Annotated in this window: 14 protein-coding genes; 3 read left to right on the top strand and 11 right to left on the bottom strand. The window is 70.7% G+C overall.

What is annotated here, in order from left to right; translation table 11 throughout:
• The 7 genes from H9X80_RS08770 to hisS form a co-directional block, all read right to left on the bottom strand.
• Window positions 1-495: MarR family winged helix-turn-helix transcriptional regulator (locus H9X80_RS08770; RefSeq protein ID WP_204793968.1), on the bottom strand; the 495-nt coding region annotated here is incomplete at its 3' end.
• Between the two features lie 245 nt (window positions 496-740).
• On the bottom strand, window positions 741-1,667 hold the full coding sequence (locus H9X80_RS08765; protein WP_204793967.1) for a polysaccharide deacetylase family protein: 927 nt from the start codon (window positions 1,665-1,667) through the stop codon (window positions 741-743).
• A gap of 138 nt (window positions 1,668-1,805) precedes the next feature.
• Window positions 1,806-3,041 carry a coiled-coil domain-containing protein gene (locus H9X80_RS08760; protein ID WP_204793966.1) on the bottom strand — a complete coding sequence of 412 codons (1,236 nt, stop codon included), beginning with the start codon at window positions 3,039-3,041 and terminating at the stop codon, window positions 1,806-1,808.
• A gap of 435 nt (window positions 3,042-3,476) precedes the next feature.
• Complete coding sequence (locus tag H9X80_RS08755) at window positions 3,477-4,517, bottom strand: nucleoid-associated protein (protein ID WP_204793965.1); 1,041 nt, start codon at window positions 4,515-4,517, stop codon at window positions 3,477-3,479.
• 78 nt (window positions 4,518-4,595) lie between these two features.
• The gene (locus tag H9X80_RS08750) at window positions 4,596-6,215 is read right to left on the bottom strand and encodes a 4Fe-4S dicluster domain-containing protein (RefSeq protein WP_204793964.1); all 1,620 of its coding nucleotides are present in this window, start codon (window positions 6,213-6,215) and stop codon (window positions 4,596-4,598) included.
• Between the two features lie 192 nt (window positions 6,216-6,407).
• Window positions 6,408-7,076, bottom strand: coding sequence for an RluA family pseudouridine synthase (locus H9X80_RS08745; RefSeq protein ID WP_204793963.1), 669 nt, complete (start codon window positions 7,074-7,076; stop codon window positions 6,408-6,410).
• A 591-nt stretch (window positions 7,077-7,667) separates the two neighbouring features.
• Entirely contained in the window at window positions 7,668-8,984 is a 1,317-nt protein-coding gene (gene hisS / locus H9X80_RS08740; RefSeq protein ID WP_204793962.1) for a histidine--tRNA ligase, read from the bottom strand.
• A gap of 379 nt (window positions 8,985-9,363) precedes the next feature.
• Between hisS and H9X80_RS08735 the strand changes: the two genes are divergently transcribed.
• Window positions 9,364-9,735, top strand: coding sequence for a DUF1508 domain-containing protein (locus H9X80_RS08735; protein WP_204793961.1), 372 nt, complete (start codon window positions 9,364-9,366; stop codon window positions 9,733-9,735).
• Between the two features lie 159 nt (window positions 9,736-9,894).
• Window positions 9,895-10,938, top strand: a complete 1,044-nt coding sequence (gene selD, locus H9X80_RS08730) for a selenide, water dikinase SelD (protein ID WP_275100720.1) — start codon at window positions 9,895-9,897, stop codon at window positions 10,936-10,938.
• Between the two features lie 209 nt (window positions 10,939-11,147).
• Here the strand turns inward: selD and H9X80_RS08725 are convergent, their stop codons facing one another.
• Window positions 11,148-11,945 (bottom strand): Rossmann-like domain-containing protein, encoded by a 798-nt coding sequence (locus H9X80_RS08725; protein WP_204793959.1) that lies wholly within the window; start codon window positions 11,943-11,945, stop codon window positions 11,148-11,150.
• 84 nt (window positions 11,946-12,029) lie between these two features.
• Between H9X80_RS08725 and H9X80_RS08720 the strand changes: the two genes are divergently transcribed.
• A complete protein-coding gene (locus H9X80_RS08720) occupies window positions 12,030-12,557 on the top strand; it encodes a nucleoside-triphosphatase (protein WP_204793958.1) in 528 nt (175 codons plus the stop codon).
• 22 nt (window positions 12,558-12,579) lie between these two features.
• Here H9X80_RS08720 and H9X80_RS08715 read toward each other — a convergent pair whose 3' ends face one another.
• From H9X80_RS08715 to H9X80_RS08705, 3 genes are all read right to left on the bottom strand, one after another.
• Window positions 12,580-13,677 carry an ABC transporter substrate-binding protein gene (locus H9X80_RS08715; protein WP_204793957.1) on the bottom strand — a complete coding sequence of 366 codons (1,098 nt, stop codon included), beginning with the start codon at window positions 13,675-13,677 and terminating at the stop codon, window positions 12,580-12,582.
• A complete protein-coding gene (locus H9X80_RS08710) occupies window positions 13,674-14,498 on the bottom strand; it encodes an ABC transporter ATP-binding protein (protein WP_204793955.1) in 825 nt (274 codons plus the stop codon). Before H9X80_RS08710 ends, H9X80_RS08715 begins: the two co-directional genes overlap by 4 nt.
• A gap of 1 nt (window position 14,499) precedes the next feature.
• Window positions 14,500-15,585, bottom strand: a 1,086-nt coding sequence (locus tag H9X80_RS08705; RefSeq protein ID WP_428832976.1) for a FecCD family ABC transporter permease, incomplete at its 5' end; no start/stop codon positions are given.

Here is a 15,585-nt window from a genome sequence, read left to right as displayed (position 1 = left end):
GGTGCGCGGGGCGGTTGCGGGGGCGTCCCCCGGGGCCACCTCGCGGGCGGCGGCCGCTCGGGCAACGCGGTCGTGCATGACGTCCGCCGACCTCCTGACTATCCTGACGAGCTCCGCCGCGTCCTTCTCGCCCAGCTCGGCGAGGTATCCGGCAACCGCGCGCGTGCGCTCCGCGCGCTTTGACTGCGCCGCGCTGCGGCCCGCCTCGGTGAGCGTCACCTGCACCTGTCGCCGGTCGCCCGCCGCGTGCGCGCGCGTGACGAGGCCCTTCTCCTCGAGCGAACGCAGGATGTTGGCCACGCGCGCGCTCGAGACATGGGCGTGCGCGCCGAGCTGCCCGGGGGTGAGCGAGCCATCTGCGCGGTAGAGCGTCATGAGCACCGCCGTCTCCCCGCGCGTCGCGTTGACCATCACCGGCGTGAGGGTGGTCCCCAGCCGGGTCAGCTCGCCGAGGAGCTCCTGGGCGAGCTCCTCGTAGGTTAGCGCCTCTTCCATGTAAACTCCTAACACTAGAAGACATTTCTAGCGTTAGATACCCAGCGGCGTGCGCGTTATTCGCCGGGAGACGCCTCCCCAGAGTCGCCACAAAACCGCGCCCCGAGGCGCGGCCCGGCGCGCGCGGGTTCGAGCGGCCAGGCCCCGGCAGTGCCGCACCCGCCCCTCCGCCATGACCCGACGGCGTGCAGGCCGTGCGCAGCCACTCGACGGCGCGCGGGCCGGCACCCTTCCGGCTCGCGTACCTAGTTGTTCACGCCGTGGTGGCAGACGAAGGCGCTGCGGTCGATGGCGGCGAAGCTGTAGCCGCGCTGCTGGTAGTACTCGATGATCTGTGGGAGCGCGTCCACGGTGGTGTCCTTGGTCGACGAGTCGTGGAAGAGCAGCATGACGTTGGTGTAGCCCTCCACACAGGAGTTCGCCACAATCGTCTGGGGGTCCACGTTGGTGCCCGACGCGTCGCCCGAGCTCACGTTCCAGTCGTAGAACTGGTAGCCGCGCGCGGGCACGTCCTTTACCAGGGCGCTCATGATGCCGGGGCAGTAGTTGGCCGAGACCGTGTTTGACGCGCCGCCCGGGAAGCGCGTGAGGTACGGGACGAACCCGATCTGCTCCCTGACCACCTCGCCCACCTGCTCGAGGTCCGAGAAGAACGCGTCCTCAGAGGCGTAGACGGCCGCGTAGTCATGCGACATCGTGTGCAGGCCGATGCTGTTCCCGCGCTCGTAGGCGTCCTTGATGTAGCCGCGCTTGTCCGGCTCGTGCCCGGTCACGAAGAAAGTGGCCTTCACGCCGTAACGGTCCAGAACGTCCAGCACGCGCGGGGTGTTGTCAGAGGGACCGTCGTCAAAGGTCAGGTAGACGGTCTTCTCGCCGGTGCCGTCGTAGCGCCAGTCGGTCTGACGCGACGGGTCCAGGGCAAGGTCGGCGGCTCGCGGGTCCTCCGGGACCTCCGGCTCGGGCGGCGGGGGCGGGGCGTCGTCCTCCTGCAGCGTGGGGATGCCGGGAGAGACCTGCGCGGAGCCGCCTCCGGGACGTGCGGCCAGCGCAACGAGCGCCCCCACGCCAACGATGAGGACCATCGCAAGAATCCCGGCCACGATGCCAAGTCCGCGCGCCTGCCGCTGCTGGGCCTGTGCGCTTGGCCTGCGGCCCTCCGTCTGCTTCCCCATTTCCGCTCCCGTGCCATGTGTCCGTCGAGGCAAGGAGAAATTGTATGGCATCAAGGTGACGGCCCCTAAAGGGCTGGTTGACAGTCTCGTAAGCTTGCGGGGCGGAGGGCGGACCGCCCCCCGACCCGCAAGCCATGGCTACGAGAGGGCCACGCCACCGAGCCAGCCGCAGCGCACCGGCACGGTCACGCTGTACATGCTGACCCAGCTGGAGAGGGAGTCGCTCTTCACGACGCCGCTCTGGTTGTGGCGCACGATGCCGCCGCCAACGTAGATGCCCACGTGGCCGTAGATGACGGCAGCGGAGCTGTACGGCGCCGACGGCGTGGCCACGATCATGCCGGCCTGGATGGCCGAGGGGTCGGTGCCGCACCAGGCGTAGTACATGTCGTCGGCGTTGCCGTAGAAGGTGCCTATGCCGGCGCGCTGGAAGACGGTGGTCACCCACGCGGCGCACAGGCCCGAGCCCGGCGAGGGCGTCGAGTTGGCCGCCGCGACCACCGCGGCGAGGGAGCCGGAGCCCGTGACGACGGTGCTGCCCCCGCCGACGCTGCCGCCACCACCGGAGCCGCCGCCCTGGTTCTGCTGCTGTTGCTGCTGCTGGGCGAGCTGCTCCTGGCGACGCGCCTCCTCGGCGGCCTGCTGCGCGGCGAGGAGCTCGGCGTCGCGCTGCTCGACGAGCGCCTGGACGTCCGCGGAGAGGCCGTCGACGAGCTCCTGGGACTCCGCCTGGCGCGAGCGGACCTCCTCGAGCTCGCTCTGCTGCTGGGCCTGGAGCGCCTCGAGCTCGGTGCGCTGGGACTCCAGGTCCGCCTTCTGCTGCTCGAGCTCGCCGCGCTTGGCCTCGAGCTCGTCCTTGAGGGTACGGACCTCGTCGATCATCGCACGGTCTGACTCGCTGGCCTTGTCGAGGTAGTAGATGTTGCTCGTGAGCTCCTCGATGGTTGCCGAGGAGAGGATGAGGTCGAGCATGGAGCCGGAGCCGGCCTTGTAGGCGGAGCTCATGCGCTCGCCGAGGACCTGCTGCTTGTCCTCGATCTCCGCCTGGCGCTGGTCGATGTCCGCCTGCGTCTGGTCGATCTCGTCCTGCTTCTGGGAGATCTGGTCGTTGAGATCGCTCACCTGGGTCTGGGTGTCTGAGAGCTGGGCGGCCGCGGCGGCGACCTCCTGGCCGATCCGGTCGAGCTCGGCCTGGGCCTGCTCGTAGCTGAGCTGGGCGGCGTCGAGCTTCTCCTGGGTGGTCTCCGCCAGGGCGACGGACGGGAAGAAGGTGGCGCAGATGCCCGCGCCGATAAGAAGCCTGAGGGCGTCACGACGCGTCACGGAGCGCGGCGTGAGGCCCGCATCAGTTGCGGAAACGTGCTTTCGGGGCATGGAGCCTCCTTGGTACGAATGGGGTGCAAAAACACGCCCTCCTATTCTAGCCCCAATCGACCGCTGCCACGATATGAACATCCCTTGAGGCGACGCAGGCGAGAAGGACGCGCCGGCAGGTTGCGCGGGCGGGGACGGACAGGCTGCGCGGGCGGGGCGGGACGATGCGGGACGTTAGAAAACGCGGCACCTTAGCGCGTGGGGCAGCCGAGCCGTTAGAAAACGCGGCACCTTAGCGCGAGGAGGGCAAAACATCCCGCAAAACCTAACCAAACGTCGCGGAATCACACTAAGATGCGGCAAAACCTAACACACCACCACCCCGGCGAGAAGTACCCAAGGCGGAGACGGGCCTTCCGTCCCGGCGCCATCCAAGCGAGAAGGCCCCGCGGCGGAGACGACGCCCCGCCCGCTCCGGTGCCCCGCCCACCCCACCTAGCGGTTCTCGATCTTGGCGACGTTGCCCACGGTGATGGTGATGCGCCCCTCGGCGTCGGTGGAGAAGTCGAGGTAGCCGGGCTTCTCGGCAAGCTCGGAGGGGAAGGTGATCTCCACCCCGGTGTCCGTGCGGATCTTGTGGCTCTTGGTGAGGCGGTTGGCCACCCCGCGCTTGACCGGCGCCTCCTCGGGCAGGGCGGCCTCGCGGACGCGCTGCTCGTAGCGCTCCGCGAGCTCGGGGCGGTCCTCAAAGACGACTCGGCCCACCTCCGCCGGCGAGAAGGACTCCTCCACGTCGGCGGTTCTCGCCACGAGCGCCTTGGCGCGCGAGACCTCCACGGCCGGCTCCAGGCCGAACTCCTCGGCCACGTCCTGCACGATGACCTTCACCTCGTCGATGACCTCGTGGCTCGACGCCTCGCTCGAGCACTGCAGGAAGCGGTCGGGGATCACCATGACCTTCTCGCCGCCCACGGAGCGCTCCTTGTCGTGGAAGTCGATGGCGCCGGTCTGGGCGTCCACCAGCACGTAGCTCGCCACCTTCTGCGAGGGGTTGGGCAGCGTGGCGTCCACGCGCGAGATGTCGTTGGCGCCGCCGCCCACCTCGTGCACGAAGGCCTGCCGGCGCGGCAGCAGCACCACGGCGAAGTAGCGGCGGCCGGCCTCGCCGTCGAAGTCCGGCGTGCCCTCCTCGCTCGTGCCGCCCGCGTCCGTGTCGGTGAAGTCCGCCACCAGGAGGTCGCACTGCTCGAGGTCCTCCGCGCGGCGCAGCTCCTCCCAGAACCACTGGGCGATCTCCTGGGAGAACTCCACGAACTCGCGCTGGCCGGCCAGGTAGCCCTGCAGCTCGTTGGCAAAGCCGGAGTCCGGGGCAAACTCCCCGTGGCGGCTCTCGGCGTTGGAGGAGATCTTGCGCAGGTGGCGCTGCACGTAGGAGCGAGTGGCCCGCACGTCGAGGTCAAGCGGGCGCTCCGAGAAGTACGTGGAGCCTGAGTCGAAGTCAAAGACGTGCAGGATGGCGTTGGTAACCCTGAGCACTGCGTTCCCCTTCCAACAGACGGGCGCGCCCGCCGCCACGCTGACGGCAGGCGCGCCCGAGGTCCTTCTCGCCCGAGCCTACTCCTTGGGGCTCTGGGCCTCGATCGTCTCGGCCACCGCATCGGCGCCGTCGACGCGCTTGCCGTCGGCGTCGCGCTCGAGCGCGGGGATCAGCATGCGGTAGGAGTTCTCCGTGGCGTTCTTGCGCGGGGACTTCTTGGCGTAGCGCTTGACGGCAGCCGCGGTCTTGTTGATGGCCTGGAGCGTGCCGGCGCCGGCCACGCAGCCGCCCGGGCACGCCATGCCCTCGAGCAGGTAGCCGGGGTACTTGCCCTTGACGGCGTCCTTCATCATCTTGCGGCACTCCTCGAGGCCCTCGGCGTTGACCACGTTGACCTCACGGTTCGGGTAGCGCCGGTGGATCGCGTTGACCACGGCGTTGGCCACGCCGCCCGCCACCGCGAAGCCGCGGCCGTCGGCGGAGGCCACCTCGAAGTCGGAGTCGCCCTCGCCCTCGAGCTTGTTGTAGTCCTCGATGCCGCGCGCCTTCATCATGCCCATCATCTCCTCGAAGGTGAGCACGAAGTCCACCTCGGAGCGCACGGAGCGGCGCATGGCCTCGAGCTTCTTGGCCGAGCACGGCCCCACGAAGACGATCTTGGCGTTGGGGTGCTGCTTGCGGATCAGGCGGGCGGTGAGCGTCATCGGCGTGAGCGCCATCGAGATGCAGTCGGCGTGGTCCGGGAACTCCTTCTTGGCCATGACCGACCACGCCGGGCAGCACGAGGTGCCCATGAACGGGTACTTGTCCGGGACCTCCTCGAGAAAGTCCTCGGCCTCCTGGACGGTGCAGAGGTCGGCGCCCAGGGCCACCTCCTCCATGCCGGAGAAGCCGAGCACGCTGAAGGCCTGGCGCAGCTTGTCCACGTTGCCCTTGCCGCCGAACTGCCCCACGAAGGCCGGGGCCACCTCGGCGATGACCTCGTCGCCGGCGTTGATGGCCTGGATGACCTGGAAGATCTGGCTCTTGTCCGCGATGGCGCCGAACGGGCAGTTGATGAGGCACTGGCCGCAGGAGACGCACTTCTCGTAGTCAATCTGGGCGCGACCGTGCTCGTCGGAGCCGATGGCGTGCATGCCGCAGGCCTCGGCGCAGGGGCGCACGTGGTGCTGGATGGCGTGGTAGGGGCAGGCCTTGGCGCACATGCCGCAGTGGATGCACTTCTCCTGGTCGATGTAGGCCTTCTTGTCCTTGAAGGTGATGGCGCCCTTGGGGCAGATCTCGCGGCAGGGGTGCGCGAGGCAGCCCTGGCACGCGTTGGTCACGCGGTAGACGTTGTCCTCGCAGGCGTTGCACGCGAACTTGATGACGTTGATCAGCGGCGGCTGGTAGTAGGTCTCCGGGACCGAGGCGTCGGCCACGCCCTCGGTGAGGCTCTCGCGGTGGTCGACGCTCTGCAGCGGCAGGCCCATGGCAAGGCGGATGCGCTGCTCGACGATGGCACGCTCCAGGAAGACCGACTCGCGGTAGGTGGCCACGTCGCCGGGGATGATCTCATAGGGCAGGTCGCGCAGCTTGCGACGGGTGGTGGCCTCGTCGTCCTCGGCCATCTCGTAGGCGATCTTCGCGACGGAGCTGAAGACGTTGCGGCGGATCTCGGTCAGGTTGGTGTACACGCCACGCATGGTGTCGGCCATTGCTGCCCCTCTCCTGGCTGGATGTGCGTTGGCGCTCCCCCTCAGAAGCGCCGGTCCCTAGCTGCCTAGTATCGCACAGCGCGGGCCGGGCGAGCGACGGGGAAACGCGGGGGGCGGAGCAGGGACGGGCCGGGGCCGGGTACGCGAGGCGGGCGAGGGCGGCGCGAGCGGGCCGGGGCCGGGGCCGGCTCCCTACCGGAGGCCGTCGGGGCGCCGGGGCCAGAGCCGCTCGGGCCAGGCGGTCTCCAGGCGCAGGCGCTCGCCGCTCACGGGGTGGTCAAGCTCCTCGCGCCAGGCGTGGAGCAACAGGCCCGAGGTACTTCTCGCCCCGCCGTAGAGGGCGTCGCCCACAATCGGGAACCCGAGCGAGGCCAGGTGCACGCGAATCTGGTGGCGCCGACCGGTCTCCAGCTCAACCAGCAGAAGGGACCGACCGCCCTCTCGCGCCACGAGGCGAACGCGGGTCTGGGCCGGCTTACCCTGGCCCGGGCGGCAGGCCCGCATGCGGCGCGCGTCGTGACGGTCCCGGCCGATGGGGGCGTCGACCACCCGCTCGCCGCCCGGGAAGCTCCCGCGCACCACCGCGAGGTAGGCCTTGCGCATATCGTGGCCCGCCACCTGTGCGTCGAGCGACGGCTGCGTGGCTCGGTCCAGCGAGAAGAGCACAAGCCCGGTGGTCTCCACGTCCAGGCGCTGCACCGCCTGCGGCCGCACGCCGACGCGGCCCTCCGCGGCCAGGTGCTCGGCCACGACGTCCGTGAGCGTCCGCGCACCCGTGCCGTCGCCGTGCACCAAGATCCCGGCCGGCTTGTCCCAGGCGAGAAGAACCTCGTCCTCGAATATCGCGCGCCCGTCCGCCATGGCACCCCCTTCCTCGTTGACAGCGCTCCGCGGTGCGGGGCAGGCCCGGCGCACGTCGGGCCGGGCGCGCCGGCGGGCGCCCGAGCGGGCGCCCAAGCCCCGTCCGAGAGCATGCACGCCCACTTCTCAGAGTATGTACGCTTTCCTGCCCGGCGGCTTGCCCGAAAGCGTGACTTTACGCGAGTTGCGATGCGTCAGCTCGTCCAAAGTCACGCTTTCGCGCCCGGAAACGTGACAATCAGCGAGTCGCAGCGTGGCGCCTCGTCCAAAGTCACGCTTTTGCGCCCGGAAACGTGACAATCAGCGAGTCGTGCCGCATCAGCTCGTTCAAAGTCACGCTTTTCTATCCAAAAACGTGACTTTGCGCGAGTTGCAGTGTGCCAGCTCGTTCAAAGTCACGCTTTAATGGCTCCAGCGCCCAGAAACGTGACTTTTGCGCGAGCCGCAACATGCAAACTCGCGCAGAGTCACAGTTTTGCGGCCCGCACACGTCCGCCGCCCGCGCCCACGCGCGCCACACGTCCGACGCACGGCCGCACGTCCGCCACGCGCACGCACCCGCGCCGCCGCGCGCCGCACGGCCCCGCGCCCCTACGCCAGGCGCGCCCGCACGGCCGCGACGAGCTCCGCGGCGCTCACCTGCGTCTGCTCGTGGCTCTCCATGTCGCGCAGCGTGACCGCGCCGGCGGCGACCTCGTCCGCGCCGATCACCACGCAGAGGCGCGCGCCGAGCTTGTCGGCCTGCTTGAACTGGCTCTTGAGCGAACGGCCCTGGTAGTCGGCCTCGGTGCGCACGCCCGCGCCGCGCAGCGCCAGGCACGCCTCGAAGGCCGCGGAGCGCTCCGCCTCGCCGGGCGTGCACGCCACGTAGACGCAGCTCGGAGCCGCCGGCGCCAGCTCCACGCCCTGCGCCGCAAGCGCCAGGGCGATCCGCTCGAAGCCCACCGCAAAGCCGAGGCCCGGCGTGGGCTTGCCTCCCTCGAGCTCCATCAGGCCGTCGTAGCGACCGCCGCCGCCGATGGCGCCCACGCCCGCGCCCACGGCCTCCACCTCGAAGACCGTGCGGGTGTAGTAGTCCAGGCCGCGCACGAGCGTCGGGTCCTCCACGTAGGACACGCCCGCCGCGTCCAGGTAGCGCTTGACGGCGGCGTAGTGGGCGGCGCACTCGTCGCAGAGGTTGTCCGGGGCAAGCGGCGCGCCGGCCATGACCTCGCGACAGTGGTCGTTCTTGCAGTCGAAGGCGCGCAGCGGGTTGATCTGCGCGCGCTCGAGGCAGTCCTCGCACATCTCGTCGGCGTGGTCCATGATGAACGCGCGAACCTTCTCGCGGTAGGCGGGGCGGCACGCGGCGTCGCCCATCGAATTGATCACAAGCCGCAGGCCGTCGCGTGCAAAGCCCAGGCGCTCGAAGTACTCCATGAGCATAATGATGCACTCGGCGTCCGAGGCGGGGTCGGCGGCGCCCAGCCACTCGACGCCCACCTGGTGGAACTGGCGCAGGCGCCCCTTCTGCGGGCGCTCGCCGCGAAACATCGCCTCGGCGTACCAGAGCTTGGCCGGGGCCGCCCCCTGCGGGACGAAGTTGTTCTCCACCGCCGCGCGCACCACGCCTGCCGTGCCCTCCGGGCGCATCGCCATGCGCTGGCGCGGCTTGAGGCCGGCCTCGGTGCCCTTCTCCAGCAGGTCGCCGAAGAGCGCCCCGGAAACCACGCGGAACATCTCCTTGCGTACCACGTCCGTGGACTCGCCGATGCCGTGGACAAAGGTGTCGACCTGCTCGATGGCCGGCGTCTCGATCATGTCGAAGCCGTAGGCCCCGAAGAGCTCGCGCGCCACGTCCTGCATCTTCTGCCAGGCGCGCATGTAGCCGCCAAAGAGGTCCTCGGTGCCCTGAACCTTCTGTCCCATCGCGGGTCCCTTCTCGCGTCTCGCGTCGTTTTCCGAGCGTTCAGTATAGCGCGGGCGGCAGCCGCGACGGAACCCGACCGCCCCGGCATGGCGAGAAGGACCTCGGGGGGTTTGCAGTCATCCCACCGCAAGCCGCCTGGCAGTCCGCCGCAAGCCGAGCGGCAGCTACGCGCACACGCCCCGTCAACATGTCGCAAGCCGCCCGACAGCCGCGCACGTCCCGGCAGCCCACCGCAAGCCGGCCGGCACAGCCCGAGGTTCTTCTCGCCCGCTCCTCCCCGACCAAAACCGACCGCCCGCACCCTTGTTCCCTCCGGAAAGCTACGAGCACGCTAACCTTTTGTAATCGGTCAGTAAACGGATTTTGGTGGTGATTTTAATGGGTCAGTACGTTGTCGTTGAGAACGAGGGCCGCTACTGCTTCAACCTCTGCGCCAGCAACGGGCACATCCTGATGTCCTCGATCATCTTCCCGTCCAAGGACGAGTGCCTGCACGGCATCGAGTGCGTCCGCAAGAGCGCCGCGGACGCCGAGGTGGAGGACAGCACGATCGACGCCTTCGACCGTGAGAAGTCGCCCAAGTTCCGCATCTACGAGGACTTCGACGGTCACTACTACTTCCGCTTCATCACCGAGGACGCCGGCGACATCGCGCGCTCGCACACCTACGAGTACAAGGAGAGCCTGCTCAGGCGCATCGAACGGACACGTGCGGAGGCGGACTCGTCGCTTGCCGCAGACGAGAACTAACGGGAGGGGCACGGTCGCGTCACGCCCCCGGGTGCCACCGGCGCTCGGGGGCGTTTCGCGTACGGGGCGCGCAGGCGGCGGCGCAGACAGGCGTCGGACGGGCGGCGGCGCAGGCGCCCCAACGCGGCTGCCACACGTCAGAGGGAGGCTCACATGGACATGACGGGCGTACGGCTCACGGAGCTGGTCGAGGCGGCCGGGTGCGCGGCCAAGATCGCGCCGGGGGAGCTGACGAGCGTCCTCGCCGACCTGCCGCGCCTTGAGAGCGAGCAGCTCGTGGTGGGCTTTGACGCCTCCGACGACGCCTGCGTGTGGGACCTCGGCGACGGGCGCGGGCTCGTCTCCACCACGGACTTCTTCCCGCCGATGGTGGACGACCCGTTCCTCTTTGGCCAGGTGGCGGCCACCAACGCGCTCTCCGACGTCTACGCCATGGGCGGGCGGCCGGCGCTCGCGCTGAACCTGCTCTGCTTCCCCAACTGCCTGGGCATCGAGGTGGCCGGGCAGATCCTGGCGGGTGGCGCCGAGGTGTGCCGGCGGGCGGGCTGCGTGGTGGCCGGCGGCCACTCGATCAACGACCACGAGCCCAAGTACGGCCTCGCGGTCACCGGCTTCGTGGCGCTGGACGAGCGGCTGGAGAACGGCGGCGCGCAGGTCGGCGACGCGGTGATGCTCACCAAGGCGCTCGGCACCGGCGTGCTCACCACGGCCTCCAAGGGCGGCCTCCTGGACGAGGCCGGGCTCCGCGCGGCCACGGACTCCATGACCACCCTCAACGAGGCACCGATCCGACTGGCGCGCGAGCTCGGCTGCTGGCCGCACGCGGCCACCGACGTCACGGGCTTCTCGCTCATGGGGCACGCCTGCGAGATGGCCGAGGCCTCGGGCGTCACCCTGGAGCTTGAGGCCGACGCCGTGCCGCTCATGCCGCGGGCGCGCGAGATGGCCGCGCTCGGGCTCGTCCCGGCCGGCACCTACCGCAACCGGGACTTCTTCGGGCCGCGCGTGGGGCTTGACCCGACGCTGCCGCTCGACCTCACCGACGTGTTCTTTGACCCGCAGACCTCCGGCGGGCTCCTCCTGGCGCTACCCGAGGACGCGGCAGAGCAGCTCACGGAGGCGCTGCGCGACGAAGGCCTGCCGGCGGCCGTCATCGGCCGCGCCGTCCCGCGCGGCGAGAAGTCCGTGATTGTGCGCGGGTAACACGGGCAGGCGGGGCCAAACTGGACCGCCCGAGGTCCTTCTCGCCGGCAAAACCTCACAAGTAGTTTGTGTTTCTCATCACGTGGCTTCCCCTCAACTGGCGTTTTGTGAGGGCACAGAGAAAAAAGAGAGACTACCTGTGACGTTTTGCGCCCCGGCGAGAAGGACCCGGCGAGAAGGACCTCGGGGCCGAGGCGCCGCGCCCTCCCTCAGCGCGCCAGCGCCTCCCTTCCCCGCGGGCCCGCCACGAGCACGTGCTCGAGCGCGCCGGCAGCGCGCGGCGAGCCTCCCGCCGCCACGGAGCTTCGCGCGAGTTCCCGGTCAGCCACGAGGCTGCCGGCGATCAGGTCCGCGCCCGCGTCGAGCACGCGTGCGGAGAGCGTCGCGCTCGGGCCCACCACGCAGCAGAGCGGGCGGCGCGCGAGCTCCAGGAGGCGCGGCGCGGTCTTGTTGGCAAGCGTCATGCCGGTCATGAGCGCCACATCCGCGCCGGGGAGCACGTACTCGCAGGCGGTGTCCGGCAGGTCATCGTCCGCGCGGGCGGCACGCTCGAGCACGAGCACCTCCGCGTGCGCGGCGAGCGCCCCGAGGCGCGGGAAGTGCCCCACCACGACGACGCGCGGGCGCGAACCGTCGTCCTTCTTGGCCGCCATGCGCGCGACCACGGGGACGAGGCGCCCGAACGGGTCCGCGTCCGCGCCTTCGGCCACTATTCCGAGCCGCTCCACCGCCTCCCGACGGTTGTGCCACGCGTTGAGCGCGGCCACGCCGACCGAGGCCACCTCGAAGCCCCACGAGCGCGCGCAGGCGGCGAGCTCGCGCAGCGGGCGGCCCGCCCAGCCCGGGTCCAGCCGCGCCCGCACGCCCCCGCGGTCGAGCGCCGCCACGCCGCAGCCGCACTCCGCGTCCACGTAGCAGTGGTGCGCGCCCACGACGACCTCGCGCACGAGCACGTCCTCGGGAATCTCGCCGATCATCTGGTCGTAGAGCGCCCACGGGTCTGCCATCATTGCCTCCAGGTACGTTGGGTGCCCGCGCGCGGTCCGCGGGGGTAACGCGACGCGCCCGCCGGGCGCGAGGGACGAGGTCGTATGCTGCACATTCTCACCGGAGACGTCCGTACGGGCAAGACCACCCGGCTCGAGGCGCGCGTGGCCGAGCTCGAGGCCGCCGGCGTGCCCTGCCGCGGCGTCCTTGCGCCCGGCGTGTGGGGCGAGCGGGGCGAGAAGCTCGGAATAGCGAACGTGCTGCTGCCCTCGCACGATCGGGTGCTTCTTGCCCGGCCGGCGGCAGACGGGTGCGCGGGCGGTCTGGGCTGGGAGTTTGACGAGGCGGCGATGGTCCGCGTGAACGAGCACTTCTCCGCGCTGCGGCGCCGCGCGGCCGAGAGGGACGTGCGGCCCGGGCTCCTTGTGGTGGACGAGCTCGGGCCGCTCGAGCTTCTGCGCGGCGGCGGGCTCACCGAGGCGCTCGCCGCGCTCGAGGCGGGGCCGACCCCCGCCTGGCCGGACGCCGTCGTGGTGGTGCGTCGGTCGCTCGCGGACGCGGCGGCCGAGCGCCTCCGTCCCGCCTGGGGCGACGTCCGCCTAGTAGGGACGGACGGAACGGACAGCGGCTGAGCGAGGTCCTTCTCGCCGGGCGCTAGGCGTCAGTGCGGAGGGCGCCGCGCATGACCTGCTCGTACTCGGCGTCCGTGAGCTCGTGACCGTAGAAGAGCTCGTAGTACTCCCCCACCACGTCGCGCAGGTCGTCGTCGAAGCGGTCCGGGTAGCACAGGCGCGCGTACCACTGCAGGCCGATGATCTGGTTCACCGATGCCGGCATGGAGATCCAGTTGTAGGGCTCGCTCGGCGCGCGGAAGTAGTTGCCGGAGGCGATGGCCGAGACTCCCGCCCAGGCCGGGTCGTCGCCCACGGTGTCGTAGATGCTGTCGCCCACGAACACGATGAGGTCGGGGTTCCACAGGGCTATCTGCTCAAGGCCGATCTCGTTGCCCTTGCCGCTGGAGGAGGGGTCGTCCACCACCACGACGTTCTCCGAGCACAGGTCGATGATGCCGGACTGGAAGCCGCCGCGCGCCATGGCGTTGGTGCCGTCCTCGCCGAGCAGGTAGGCGGCACGTGGGCGCTCGCTGTCCGGCACCTCGGCCATGACGTCTGTCACCTCCGCGTACGCGGAGCGGCAGTAGTCCGCGAGCTCGCGCGCCTTGTCGGAGTCGAGGATCTCCGCGAGCTTGTCGTAGAGCGCGGAATAGCTCTCCAGCGTGGTCGAGTCTATGTGGACGCAGGGGATCCCCACCTGCTCCTGCAGGGTGTCGAGCTCCTCCGCGATCCCCTCCTTGGGCTCGCCCACGTCGATGATCACCTGGGGTGCCGCGGCGGCCACGGCCTCGCGGTTGAAGTCCCCCTTGCCGCCGTAGATCTGCCCGAAGACCGGCAGGTCCGCCAGGTCGTCGCCGAGGTAGGCCAGCTGCTCGTCGGTAAGCTCGCTCGAGAGGCCCACCATGCGCTCGGGCGCCACGGTGAGCAGCACCTGCTGCGCCACGGGGCCCGAGGCGGCGATGCGCTCCACCTCGGCCGGCAGCTCCACCTGGCGACCCAGCGAGTCCGACACCGTACGCGTGGCCGCCTGCTGACCGGCCGCGTCCTGGCCGCTTCCGGCTGGCGCACCTCCGCATGCCGCGAGCGTAACCGCAAGCGCCGCGGACGCTATCAGCGAGACGAACGTCCTTCTCCTCATTGCTCCTCCCTTCCCGGGGCGTGCCCGTCCCCACCCGCCTTTCTCCGCAGCTCGCCCACCGGAACGCAGGCCCGCGCCCGGTCGTCGTAGAGCGAGGTCACGCCCACCTCCAGCCCGTAGAGCCCGCTCAGGAGCTCGGCGGTCACCACCTCCTGCGGCGCGCCGCTCGCCCGCACGCGCCCGCCGTCCAGCGCGAGCACCGTGTCGGAGAAGAGGTAGGCCAGATCCGGCGCGTGCGTCGACACGACGACGGAGAGCCCCTCGTCGGCGAGCGAGCGCACCTGCGCCATGACCCGCGCCGTGTTGCCGAAGTCGAGCGAGCTCGTGGGCTCGTCCATCACCACCGACCGCGCGTCCTGCGCAATGGCGCGCGCGATGAGCACGAGCTGGCGCTCCCCGCCGGAGAGCTGCGAGAAGCCGCGGTCGGCGAGCTCGGCCACCCCCACGCGCGCAAGCGCCTCCCGGGCGCGCCGGCGGTCGCGCTGCCCCGGCGCACGGAGCACCCCCAGGTGCGCGGCCGCGCTCATGAGCACCACGTCGAGCGCCGAGTAGTCAAAGGCCTGCGCGTGGCTCTGCGGGACGAAGGCCATCTCGCGGGCGCGCTCGGCCGGGCTCAGCGCCGCCACGTCCCGCCCGTTGACGAGCACCGTCCCCGAGCTCGGCCGCTCCAGGCCCAGCAGGCAGCGGAAGAGCGTGGTCTTGCCCGTGCCGTTGGGCCCCAGCACGCAGGCGAGGCTGCCGTCCGGCACCCGCAGGGAGACGTCCTCCAGAACGGGGCGCTCGCCGTAGGCAAAGCACAGGTGGGAGACCTCGAAGCTCATCTCAGCGCCTCCCCTGCCGCACGATCAGCCACAGGAAGAACGGCGCACCCACCACGGCCGTGAGGATGCCGATGGGGATCTCCGAGGTCGTCGCCAGGCGCGCGATGTCGTCCACCGCCAGCGTGAACGCCGCGCCTGCCAGCACGCTCGCCGGGAGCAGGTGGCGCATGTCGCTGCCCACGAGGCCGCGCGCCAGGTGCGGCACCACGAGCCCCACCCAGCCCACGAGGCCCGAGACCGAGACGCTCGCCGCCGTCACCAGCGAGCAGAGCACCACGGCCACCGCCCGCGTGCGCGGCGCGTCGACGCCCATGGAGAGCGCCTCGTCGTCCGGCATCGTGAGCACGTTGAGCCTCCAGCGCATGAGCATGAGGCCCAGAAGCCCCACCGCGATGGGCGGCGCCGCCAGCGCGAGGTCCGCGACCTTGGCGCCGTTGAACGAGCCCAGGAGCCAGAAGGTGATGGCCTGGAGCTGGTTGGTGGGGTCGGCCACGAGCTTGGTGTAGGAGACCCCCGCCTCGAAGAGCGACTTGACCATGACGCCGGCCAGCACGGTCACGAGCACCCGGTTGCCGCGCGCCCGCCCGCTCACCGCCAGCACGATTCCCACAGCCAGAAGCGACGTGACGAAGGCCGCCCCCGAGATGGCCAGCGAGCCCGCGCCGGCAAGGATGGCCACGCACGCCCCGAGGGCCGCCCCCTGCGAGGCGCCCAGGAAGTCCGGCGAGACCAGCGGGTTCTGGAAGATTCCCTGGAACGCCGCGCCAGCCGCGGAGAGGCTTGCCCCCACGAGCACGGCAAGGAGGACCCGCGGCAGCCGCACGTTGAAGAAGAGCGTCTCCTGCTGGGCCGTGAGCGAGCCGAGGCTGCCGGTCACCCGCGAGGCAAGGAGCCCCACCACGTCGGCCGGCCCGATCGGGTAGCGCCCGAGGGCCAGCGACGCCAGCATCACGCAGACCAGTACCACGGCGAGAAGAACGAGCACGCGGCCGGGGTGCCGGCGCACCGCGGCGGCAAGGCGGGCGGCCGGGCGCGGGGCCGCGGGCGGCCGCCCGCGGGCGGATGCGGGGCCGTCGTGCTTCTCGCC

The sequence above is a fragment of the Olsenella profusa genome, from assembly GCF_016900315.1.
Lineage (GTDB): Bacteria > Actinomycetota > Coriobacteriia > Coriobacteriales > Atopobiaceae > Thermophilibacter > Thermophilibacter profusus_A.
Note: the sequence above shows the minus strand (reverse complement) of the source record. Positions and strands in the feature narration are given on the sequence as shown.

Excerpts from the sequence above, each read along its gene's own strand:
- selD (WP_275100720.1), top strand. The coding sequence starts at position 9,895 with ATGACGGGCGTACGGCTCACGGAGCTGGTCGAGGCGGCCGGGTGCGCG.
- hisS (WP_204793962.1), bottom strand. The coding sequence starts at position 8,984 with ATGGGACAGAAGGTTCAGGGCACCGAGGACCTCTTTGGCGGCTACATG.
- H9X80_RS08710 (WP_204793955.1), bottom strand. The coding sequence starts at position 14,498 with ATGAGCTTCGAGGTCTCCCACCTGTGCTTTGCCTACGGCGAGCGCCCC.
- H9X80_RS08750 (WP_204793964.1), bottom strand. The coding sequence starts at position 6,215 with ATGGCCGACACCATGCGTGGCGTGTACACCAACCTGACCGAGATCCGC.
- H9X80_RS08715 (WP_204793957.1), bottom strand. The coding sequence starts at position 13,677 with ATGAGGAGAAGGACGTTCGTCTCGCTGATAGCGTCCGCGGCGCTTGCG.
- H9X80_RS08760 (WP_204793966.1), bottom strand. The coding sequence starts at position 3,041 with ATGCCCCGAAAGCACGTTTCCGCAACTGATGCGGGCCTCACGCCGCGC.
- H9X80_RS08735 (WP_204793961.1), top strand. The coding sequence starts at position 9,364 with ATGGGTCAGTACGTTGTCGTTGAGAACGAGGGCCGCTACTGCTTCAAC.
- H9X80_RS08725 (WP_204793959.1), bottom strand. The coding sequence starts at position 11,945 with ATGGCAGACCCGTGGGCGCTCTACGACCAGATGATCGGCGAGATTCCC.
- H9X80_RS08720 (WP_204793958.1), top strand. The coding sequence starts at position 12,030 with ATGCTGCACATTCTCACCGGAGACGTCCGTACGGGCAAGACCACCCGG.
- H9X80_RS08765 (WP_204793967.1), bottom strand. The coding sequence starts at position 1,667 with ATGGGGAAGCAGACGGAGGGCCGCAGGCCAAGCGCACAGGCCCAGCAG.
- H9X80_RS08745 (WP_204793963.1), bottom strand. The coding sequence starts at position 7,076 with ATGGCGGACGGGCGCGCGATATTCGAGGACGAGGTTCTTCTCGCCTGG.